Source organism: Gemmiger sp. An194, from assembly GCF_002160145.1.
Classification (GTDB): Bacteria; Bacillota; Clostridia; order Oscillospirales; family Ruminococcaceae; genus Allofournierella.
In genome coordinates this window covers 1-9,634 of sequence record NZ_NFKA01000034.1, presented here as the reverse complement: position 1 = coordinate 9,634, position 9,634 = coordinate 1, and the positions used below count along the sequence as shown (strand labels likewise).

The 9,634-nt window shown below is 49.2% G+C and carries 11 protein-coding genes and 5 tRNA genes; 6 read left to right on the top strand and 10 right to left on the bottom strand.

Features of this window, described 5'->3' with window-relative positions; genetic code table 11:
* Positions 1–78: 78 nt before the first annotated feature.
* The 7 genes from B5F28_RS14075 to B5F28_RS14045 form a co-directional block, all read right to left on the bottom strand.
* A tRNA-Cys gene (locus tag B5F28_RS14075) sits at positions 79–153 on the bottom strand.
* Positions 154–160: 7 nt separating this feature from the next.
* Positions 161–236, bottom strand: a tRNA-Gly gene (locus tag B5F28_RS14070).
* Positions 237–391: 155 nt separating this feature from the next.
* Positions 392–466: transfer RNA gene (locus B5F28_RS14065), tRNA-Gln, on the bottom strand.
* 70 nt (positions 467–536) lie between these two features.
* Positions 537–613 (bottom strand) — tRNA-His (locus B5F28_RS14060).
* A gap of 8 nt (positions 614–621) precedes the next feature.
* Positions 622–698: transfer RNA gene (locus B5F28_RS14055), tRNA-Arg, on the bottom strand.
* 195 nt (positions 699–893) lie between these two features.
* On the bottom strand, positions 894–2,252 hold the full coding sequence (locus tag B5F28_RS14050) for an MATE family efflux transporter (RefSeq protein WP_087296464.1): 1,359 nt from the start codon (positions 2,250–2,252) through the stop codon (positions 894–896).
* A 25-nt stretch (positions 2,253–2,277) separates the two neighbouring features.
* Entirely contained in the window at positions 2,278–2,937 is a 660-nt protein-coding gene (locus B5F28_RS14045; protein WP_087296463.1) for a pentapeptide repeat-containing protein, read from the bottom strand.
* 557 nt (positions 2,938–3,494) lie between these two features.
* Between B5F28_RS14045 and B5F28_RS14040 the strand changes: the two genes are divergently transcribed.
* Positions 3,495–3,800: a hypothetical protein gene (locus tag B5F28_RS14040; RefSeq protein ID WP_087296462.1), complete on the top strand. Its 306-nt coding sequence runs from the start codon at positions 3,495–3,497 to the stop codon at positions 3,798–3,800.
* Positions 3,801–3,804: 4 nt separating this feature from the next.
* Here B5F28_RS14040 and B5F28_RS14595 read toward each other — a convergent pair whose 3' ends face one another.
* The 3 genes from B5F28_RS14595 to B5F28_RS14030 all read right to left on the bottom strand — a co-directional run bounded on the left by B5F28_RS14595 (position 3,805) and on the right by B5F28_RS14030 (position 6,079).
* Entirely contained in the window at positions 3,805–4,008 is a 204-nt protein-coding gene (locus tag B5F28_RS14595) for a hypothetical protein (RefSeq protein ID WP_143424764.1), read from the bottom strand.
* Positions 4,009–4,024: 16 nt separating this feature from the next.
* The gene (locus tag B5F28_RS14035; RefSeq protein WP_087296461.1) at positions 4,025–4,603 is read right to left on the bottom strand and encodes a hypothetical protein; all 579 of its coding nucleotides are present in this window, start codon (positions 4,601–4,603) and stop codon (positions 4,025–4,027) included.
* A 150-nt stretch (positions 4,604–4,753) separates the two neighbouring features.
* A complete protein-coding gene (locus tag B5F28_RS14030) occupies positions 4,754–6,079 on the bottom strand; it encodes a hypothetical protein (RefSeq protein ID WP_143424763.1) in 1,326 nt (441 codons plus the stop codon).
* 306 nt (positions 6,080–6,385) lie between these two features.
* Between B5F28_RS14030 and B5F28_RS14025 the strand changes: the two genes are divergently transcribed.
* The 5 genes from B5F28_RS14025 (at position 6,386) to B5F28_RS14005 (ending at position 9,581) form a co-directional block, all read left to right on the top strand.
* Entirely contained in the window at positions 6,386–6,736 is a 351-nt protein-coding gene (locus B5F28_RS14025) for a hypothetical protein (RefSeq protein ID WP_087296459.1), read from the top strand.
* Positions 6,736–7,398, top strand: coding sequence for a hypothetical protein (locus B5F28_RS14020; RefSeq protein WP_087296458.1), 663 nt, complete (start codon positions 6,736–6,738; stop codon positions 7,396–7,398). Before B5F28_RS14025 ends, B5F28_RS14020 begins: the two co-directional genes overlap by 1 nt.
* On the top strand, positions 7,389–8,114 hold the full coding sequence (locus tag B5F28_RS14015; protein WP_087296457.1) for an FtsK/SpoIIIE domain-containing protein: 726 nt from the start codon (positions 7,389–7,391) through the stop codon (positions 8,112–8,114). Before B5F28_RS14020 ends, B5F28_RS14015 begins: the two co-directional genes overlap by 10 nt.
* Before the next feature lie 208 nt (positions 8,115–8,322).
* Entirely contained in the window at positions 8,323–9,384 is a 1,062-nt protein-coding gene (locus B5F28_RS14010) for a replication protein (protein ID WP_087296456.1), read from the top strand.
* Positions 9,385–9,398: 14 nt separating this feature from the next.
* Positions 9,399–9,581 carry a helix-turn-helix domain-containing protein gene (locus B5F28_RS14005; RefSeq protein WP_087293701.1) on the top strand — a complete coding sequence of 61 codons (183 nt, stop codon included), beginning with the start codon at positions 9,399–9,401 and terminating at the stop codon, positions 9,579–9,581.
* Positions 9,582–9,634: the final 53 nt, after the last annotated feature.

The following is a 9,634-nucleotide window of genomic DNA, read 5'->3' as shown; positions in this document are numbered from 1 at the left end:
TTCGAACCCTCGGTGGGTTTATGGCCCACACACGATTTCCAGTCGTGCGCCTTAGACCAGCTCAGCCATCTTTCCATGTGGAGGTGCTGACCAGATTTGAACTGGTGAATGAAGGTTTTGCAGACCTTTGCCTTACCACTTGGCCACAGCACCAAAAAAATGGAGCGGCTTACGAGGCTCGAACTCGCTACCTCCACCTTGGCAAGGTGGCGCTCTACCAGATGAGCTAAAGCCGCAAATTACTGCTCAGATATAATACCATAGCCTTACAGAAAATGCAACCCCTAAACCACCACTTTTTTCATTTTTTTATTTTTTCTTTTGGGCGGCATTTTTCGCTGGGGGATGCAAATCAAAAAACCGGCAGGCACCCGATGGTACCTGCCGGTTTTGGTTGGGTTGGCGGGATTCGAACCCACGCATGCGGGAGTCAAAGTCCCGTGCCTTACCGCTTGGCGACAACCCAGCAAAAACGCCGCGCGAAAACGGCGGGATGATATAGAAAAAAGCGAACTCTTTCGAATTCGCTTTTTTAGTGGGGTGGCTAGTGGGATTCGAACCCACGGCCTCCAGAGCCACAATCTGGCGCGCTAGCCAACTGCGCCATAGCCACCACATGTTTGGTGCGCCCGGAGGGACTCGAACCCCCGGCCCACTGCTTAGAAGGCAGTTGCTCTATCCACCTGAGCTACGGGCGCTTAGTCGTTCTTCCCTGGGAGACGCTGCTCAAATATAATACCATCCCTTCACCATATTGTCAACAGGTTTTTTGAATTTTTTTCAATTTTTTTGACGGGGTATTTTTTGCACCTGTTTTATGGTCTGAACAGGCTTCCGGCAAAGACGAAGAACACCTTGCCGGAAGCCTGCTCCGTTCCACTTAATTTTTGCCCTTACGCGCGTTCCAGCCGCCTCTGCAGCCCGCGCCAGAACACCGCGAACATAACGACCAGAATCACACCCTTGAAGATGGTGGAGATGGAGATGCTCCACCAGATGCCGTTCAGGCCCAGGGCGGTGCTGGTCAGGACCATTGCCATCGGGATGCGGGCCATGGTCAGCACCATGCTCAGGATGCTGGGCGGCGCAGTGTGGCCGAGACCCGCGTAGGCTCCCTCCACCAGGATCTCCCAGCACATGAACAGCTCGGAAAAGCCCAGGATCACCAGATAGTCCACGCCCAGGGGCAGCACCTCCTGCTCCGGGATGAAAAAGCCGAAGATCGGTCCGGCCGCGAAGATAAGCAGGCAGCTGCAGAACACGCCCCACAGACTCATCATGGCAAAGGCAGCAGCAAAGCCCTTCTTTGCCCGCTTCAGGTTTCCCGCGCCGTAGTTCTGCCCCATGAAGCTGTTTACTGCAGCCGCAAAGCCATCCGCCGTCATCCAGCTGAGGGACTCGATCTGACTGCCCACCTTCTGAACCGCCACCGCATTGTCGCCAAAGGCGGCCACCATGCGGGCGATGTACATGGAGATCAGCGGGAACACCACGTTCATCACCGCCGCCGGGCCGCTGATGCGCACCAGCGCAGCCAGCTCCGCCGGGGTGGTGCGCTGGGTCAGCTGCATCTGGTCAAACAGGCAGCGGTCCTGCCGGGCGTAGGCCACCAGCAGCACGAACACCACCACCTGCGCCAGCACGGTGGCCAGCGCGGCGCCCGCCACCTCCATACGGGGTACAGGCCCCACGCCAAAGATGAGCACCGGGTCCAGCACAAAATTCAGTCCCAGGCCGCAGCACATGGCCAGGAAGGGGGTATGGCTGTTGCCGGTGGCGTTGACCACGGCGATAAGCACCTGATTCAAAAAGGAAAAGAACATACCGAGGCCCACGATGATCAGATACACCCGGGCCTGAGCCGCCACCTGGGGGCTGTTCAGCTTGAAGAAGCCAATCAGCGGCCCTGCCCCCGCCACCATCAGCAGGGTATACAGCAGCGAGATCACCGTTGCCAGCTGAATGGCTGCGGCTGCATAGCGGGCAGCTGCCGGCTTGTCGCCCGCGCCCAGGCGCTGAGCCACCAGCACCTGACCGCCGGTCTTGCCCAGAATCGCAAGCCCGTTTGACAGCCACATAAACATACCGGCCGCGCCCACGGCGGCCACTGCCCCCGCACCTACCCGACCGATCCAGATCATATCCACCAAATTGTACGCCATCTGCACCAGCTGGGAGCCCATGATGGGCAGTGCCAGCGCGGTGAGGCTTTTCAGGATGCTGCCCCGCAGCAGATCCACCTGCTTTGCCATTTGTATTTCCTCCTCTTTTTCCTGTTCAACGGATAACGAGACCCAGCACCCGGGCCAGGTCCGCCGCTTGACTCACATTCACAATCGCACCCCGCAGCTCCTTGCCGGTATCACTGACCACGATGCCCTCCATACGGCTGTCGGTGAAGTCCAGCCCGTTCAGAAGGGTGCCGAAAAAGCTGGTGCTCATCAGGGTACACTCCCGGAATGCGAGGCTCTTGTGTTTGCACTGGGCCAGAAAAGCCTCGCTCAGATCGGTCTGCTTCCACAAAACCTGCTGGAGCAGTGCGCCGGTCAGGTTGGCCTGCCGGAAATTGCTGTTCTCCAGCCGGACATGAGCCAGGCGGCTGCCTGCGAAGCTGGCCCCCATGGCTTTGGTGTTTTCAAACCGGCAGCGGCAGAAATCCGCATCCTCCGCCTGCAGCGCCGAGCACTCGCAATTCCGGAACACCACATCCGCAAACCGGGCCCCGTGCCAGTTGGCCCCGGTAAACCGGCAGCCCTGAAACAAGCAGCCCTGCACCTCCAGCTCGTTCATATCCATGCCGGTCAGGTCTGCCCTCACGATCTGCCAGCCGGTGAGCGCATCGCCCCGGACCAGCGCCATATCCACCAGCTCCTCCGGCCGCTCCGCCAGCTCCAGCCGGGCAGGCAAAGCAGGCTCCAGCAGCTTGTTCCGTTCCACGGTTCGTTCCCTCCTGTTTTGGGCAGAAAGTTTTTTCGCCTTTGCTGCCCTGTTTTGTACGCATTTCCTCTATCATAATCCATTCCGGCAAACGACACAATCCCCTTTGGGTTTTTCCCGCCCTGCCTGCGAAACAACAGAAAAAGACCCGGTCAGACAACCGGGTCTTTCATCACTGAAAAGAAAAAATCCCGAATGCTTTCACATTCGGGATTTTTGGTGCGGATGAAGGGACTTGAACCCCCACGGTATCGCTACCACTAGAACCTGAAAGGCATCAAGGCAACATTCATCCATACTTGTTTAGCTAGGTCTAATACCGCCTAAACCCGCTTGTGAAGCCGTTTTACAAAGATTATCCATTATCAGGAAAGCCCGGCTGTTATCATAGGATTTCATGTGATTCTACCCTTGTTTTTAGAAGAATGGTAGAAGTCAGGGTAGAACATCAGCGGCAGTTTGCAGAAGAACAGGTACACTTTCACCCGCAAAAAATATTGGTTCACAAACGGTGATCCAATATTCTTTTGTGGGTTTTCTATTATTCAGGAGGATTTATGTTTTCACCGTCCACCAATTCTATATACCATCGGTTCCGCTCTCGCCGAGGTTCTGACCGGCAAGCAAACAAGCAGCTTCTCTTCGAGCTGGTAAGGGATGATTCCCGCACACTTCATGCAGCCTACCATCCAGACCCTCACACCTTTGAGCAATACTTTATAATTGCTTCTCACAAGGCATTATTGCAGGCCGAACAGCACACAGATGGAAACATCATTATAGTGATTGATTATCCCCAATATGGGTATTTTGATTATGACAGTGACAGTGAAGATTTTATGAAACATCTTCAACTATTTTAACAACTTATATATGTAAACGCCCAACGCAGTTGAACAGATAACCAAATCCTCCTGACCGATAGCGCCAGGCGTTAGTTACAGTATCTGAACTTGCTTGGGTGTATGCCATTTCAGAGTCAGACAGCTGAAAATCTGCAAAGATAGGGACTGCAAAAACTGTCATGACCATAACAAGCCCAAGCAAGCTTGAAATAAGTCGTTTTAGCATACTAGCCTCCTGATTATTAATTCATGGGGTGAGATTCCATCCAAGCACCCTTTTCCTCAAATGTCATACTATCCCAATGATCACCAGTAGTTCCATAATGTTCCATACAGAACTCATCATATTCCTTATCAGCCTGCTGTTTTTCCTGTTCCATGCGGGCAGCCTCTTCCTCCTGGCGCTCTTGGATGGTTTGATTCTGTTGATCTTGGGCCTGTTGACCACGCTCTGCAGACTCTGACATAGCCTGCTCAGCTTCTTCGCGAGTCATACCTAAATCCATGAGTTTTTGAGTTAGACGTTCCTTCTCTGCGGAATACGATGTCTGTTGTTCTGCATCGGATTCGTATGTAGCTCCTTCGTTGGTGGGACCCTCTTCAGTTACCTGTTCAACAGGCTCATCTTCAACACCATCACCGGCAGTAGGTTCCGTGCTTGCTGCCGGTTCTTCTGTTGCTACCGGGGCAGAAGATGCAGAGATAGAAGAAGAAACAGGAGTAGAGGCAGGCTCCACCTTTTCTCCTTTTGCCTGAGCATAAACCACCACAAATACTCCCACCAGAATCACAGCTAAAGCCAATCCGATCTTTCGTTTCATATTCCAATCTCTCCTTATGTTCGCTGGTATTCACCGGCCTCATTTTACCATAATAAAACCAACGAGACAATACCATTTATTACCCATTTATACATTAATAAAAAAGATGCTTCGACAGCCCTTTTCCTGGTGCTACCGAAGCATCTTTTTTTATAGATTCAGCATCTGCGTTAACTCAACATCTCCGTCTACCAATTCATAAAGGTATTCTTTAAGCTCTGGGTATTCTTCGTATAGTTCAGGAAGCAGATATTCACGAACCCGTTCTGCTTCATCCTCGTTCTCTTGCTCTAATGGTTCCTGTTCTTTTTTGGCTTTCCTTATCTTTGCTTTCATGCGCTTAGATTTTCCCAGCTCATTTCCCAGCAAAGCACCAAAAATCATTTCACCCATAACTACATGATTGCGGGGTTCCTTATTTCCAATATAAGAAGTATATGCGTATTCCAGCAATCTTCTTTCCCATAGTTCCCTATGAGGCATAAGCAGCTTACTGTAATATCGGCTGTTAATGAATGGGGTCAAGTCATCTTCCTTATACACTTGCAAGCGAGGGAACACTTCTTCAAATGCTTCTTGGCTGGCATGTACCAAAAATACAGGCAAAGCATGCAAGCCCATCCAGCTTATCTTCTGTTCATCTGTTGATTGCCCATAAACTGCAATCAGCGCAGAGATATTTTTTATAGAGATTGTCTTATCCATTTGGCCGTCAAAGATTTGTTTCCCTATGCTGCTATTCTGAGTTATGGCCTCTAACGCTTTGATGAAAGAAGGTTTTATAAATCCTTGGATTTCTTTCTTTATTTTGTCATATCGTTTCTCTCTTATGTTTTTCAGAGACATTTTACTATCTGCGGTGAATGGTCTTAGATATGTGTAGATGATGCCTTTATATTTTTCTAAATTCGCCCGATTGTTTCGGTTAAGTTCCATATAGCCTGGAATGTACGCAAACAGAACCTCTTCGATTGCCACAACTTCCAGTAAATCATTCCATTTAACTGTTGTAAACTCTGGTTCCTTGTAATCTTCTCGTGCCCACTTTGCGGGGTTATATTTTCCCATTTCTCTGAAAAGTTCCTGTGACAATGTTATTGCATCTTGTTCAAGTTTTTCTGCTGCCTTATGAACTTTAGAAAAAATAGCATCCATTTTATTGGTGGTAATCCCTCGTTTGTCATACACACCATTCAATAGCTCTTTATCAATATCCAACTTGCTTGGTGCCTTACCACCGGCTTTTTTATACTGAGGTAATCCAATTCTATAGGCCGAGATGAGACGATCTAATATGGTAGTATGTAATATTACTGCCTGACACTGCTCCATCACCGTAGCATAACAGATCCACCGCAGGCGTGATACATAGGTTTCATATTCTTTCGGGCTGCTTAATGCTGTCACTTTCCATGTAACATCATTTGCCCCATACTCAATTTTCTGTGGATGATTCCAAGAAACATTCCCTTTCATAGATTAAACCTCCGGTTTTACTGAATTTTATTGTTGTTCTATGTTGCTTTCCTCAAATATTAATATCACCTTCTAGTGCTAGAATATTTACAGATCAACAAACAGAAATCAATCAAATAACCAATTTTTACCACTAATTTTTCCCGAAAAAGTGCGGGTTTATTTTTGAATTTCTCAATGTTTGTTGGCTTTCGAAAAGAGTAGAATAAAAGCACACCGAAAGGAGATGACCCCCCATGAAAACATGATTACCTGCCCGTCCGATCATCCACGCTTTATCAAAATTTTGAAATGAGGTCACACACTATGTCCTTCAACAACTACATTTTTACCGCTGCCGAAATCCTCCGCACTGATAAGCCGCTGCCAGTTCAGGGCGTGAAACCGTATTTTAACTATGATGATACCGAACGAAAAAATCCGGCTGGTGCGGCCGTTTCAATCGTAATCCCTACTCGCGGCTATGCGAATTTAACTGTTAAAGTTCCTAGCTCGACCGCCTACAAGTCTATCGAAGAGGGCAAGGGATATTCAGCCACCTTTGAAAAGCTCGTGGCGAAACCTTACGCTTTCCGCACAGAGAAAGGCAGCATCAACAGCGGGTTTTCGGCCATTGCCGAGGCTGTCCAGATCACGGAAATGGATGAATACTTGTGATGGCCCGGCTCATTTCCACCATCAAAATGAGGTGGCATGATGCGTCCACTTTAGGCCGGGTTCGTCTTTGCTGTGTCGTCGCCGCAACAACCCTGATTGTGCTTGCCGCTCTGTTCTTCACCGCCCGCTTGTGGTTGCCACCAGTGGTCTGCCTTGCGCTCGCTGTATGGGCTATCGTGGACAAAAGCAGGCAGGTCACACAGCGGCAGCAGGTTGAGCAGATAGCCGCCTTTCAGCAGAGCCAGCGGGAAGCAGCCGAGTTTGTGCAATGGCTTTTTTGCAAACAGCAGCGGGACATACTGGGGATTCAGGCTGTGCCGCTGGTGGCGTCTCTGGCCTATCTGGCCCGCCACATCGAGAGCGAGCAAACCCAAGCGGGCCTTGTCCACACGCTGACTATCGGCTTGCAGTCTTTCAACTCACAATCGTTCTATCTGCTGTGGGAAAGCCTGCGTGAGCCGATCAATGAAGCGCTCTTGAATTATTGCTCCTTGAAAAACATTCTTTTAGCCGATGGTTCCGCCCGTTTTACCGTTAAGTCGGTCGACATACTGGACGGTGCGGTTTTACCTCAGATTGTATTAAAAATCACCGACAGGAATTTTGCTCCCCTTCGCCAATGTAACCTGATCTCACAGGAGGATGCCGATTTATGGCTATGAACACAAAAAATAAAATTGCCATCGCTACAACTTCAACAATGGGCCTGAACGGACGAGGGAACACTGTTTATCATTACCCCACGATGTACCCTCACTGCTTGATCGCAGGGCGCACCGGCTCCGGCAAGTCCTACGCTGCCCGCAGCTGGATTTACAATTTTCTGCAAGCCTACCCGGATGCAAAACTGACCCTGCTTGACTTCAAAGGCGAGTTCGGCTTTAGCGAGGGCAAACGGTATTATTCCATGGATCGCTGCTCCGAGGGTTTGGAGATGTTCTTGAAAGAGATGGTTGACCGGCAGGCCGTGCGAACCATCCCCAAAACGCCGTGGCTGCTTTACATTGACGAACTGGCCGCTCTTGTTACATATCTGGACAAGAAAAACGCTGATCTATTCCGTTCCCGGTTGAGCACCATTTATATGTTGTCTCGCTCGCAAAATATGTACTCTTTGGCCGGAGTACAGCGTGCAGATGCCAGCACATGGACAGCCGGTGCCCGTGACAACTTGGGATTGGTTATGCTGCTGGGCGAACTTTCCAAGGAGACCTGCGACATGTTTTCACTGGATAAATCAAAACTGGGGGCCTGCCCTTATCCCGGCATGGGCCATGTGCTGGTGAACGGTTCGCCCGATTCCCGCATGCGGATTCACACTCTACCCATTCAGGATATGGCCAAGATGGAGCGGGCCATTCAAGAGGCTTTGAACTGATCCGTCATCACCGGGGGCTTGCTGGCCGGTGGCGAAGCCAAAAGGCCGGCAAAAGCCCCCGGTGCCTGGGTGCGAAGCGCCCAGGGTCGCCAAGGCTAGTATTACCCTTGGTGACTTATGTAGCAGTAGCAAAACTACTGCTAGTTCCCATTTAACCAGCAACAACCAAACAACCCAGAACCACCCACAAGGGGGACTTTAAACAGGTATGGCAAATAACAAAAATGAACAGGGCCGAAAGTGGCAGTTGACCATCAACAACCCTGACCAGTATAGCATGACTCCCGAAATCATTAAACAGAAAGTTTTTACTTTCAATTCACTTCTGTATTTCTGCTTTGCTTATGAGATCGGGCTGGAAACAAAAACGAAGCATGTTCACATCTATTTAGCCTCGGATGTTCCGATTCGTTTTAGCACCCTGAAAAAGCGTTTCCCTTCTGCTCATATTGAGCGCACTATTGGCACATCCCAAGAGAATCGTGATTACATTAAAAAAGAAGGAAAGTGGGAAAATGATCCAAAGAAAGACACTTCTATTCCTGATACCTTTTTTGAGTGGGGTGAGATGCCAAAAGAAAGACAGGGGGAACGAAGTGACTTGGCGCTGCTCTACGACTATGTGAAAGACGGTCTTTCCAACTATGAGATTCTGGAACGCTGCCCCATATTTATGACCCGCTTAACCGATATAGACCGTGCTCGTGCAACAATTCGACAGGAGCAATATAAGAACACCTTCCGCACAATGAAGGTTGTATATATATCAGGGGCCACCGGCACAGGAAAAACACGAACCGTCATGGAAGAAAACGGATATGAAGCTGTATACCGGGTGACTGACTATGAACACCCCTTTGATTCCTATGCAGGTCAAGAGGTTCTTGTGCTGGACGAGTTCCGAAGTCAATTAAAGATTTCTGAAATGCTCAATATTTTGGACGGCTATCCTTTGGAATTACGATGCCGCTATGCAAACAAGGTGGCTTGTTTTACCACTGTGTACATTATAAGCAATATCCCATTATATGAGCAATACCCAAATGTTCAATCGAGTGACAAAGAAACTTGGAACGCATTATTACGCAGAATCCAGACCGTCAGAGATTATCATAAAGATGGCAGCGTCCATGAATACACAATGGAAGAATATTTAAACGGCTTCATAGTCCTTGATCCTGCTCGTTATCCTCTCCCATTCAAGAACCCACATAATAGGGAACCCCGTCTCATTTCATCTGAACAAACCGATTTAGCACAGGCGTTTTAAGGAGTGTTTTATATATGTTTGAAAGCTATCCCGAGATTCTGACCACCAAAGATTTGCAGCAGATTTTTCCCAAGAACAAAGGGGCCATTTATGACCTGCTCAAAACCGGGCAGATTCAAAGCTTCAAGATCGGACGAGAGTACATGATTCCAAAGTCCAATTTAACGGACTTCATTAACCAGCAGATGAAAAAGTAATAGCATGTTCATTATAGGGGTGTTATACTTTATCTGTACCCGGTTCTTCTGCA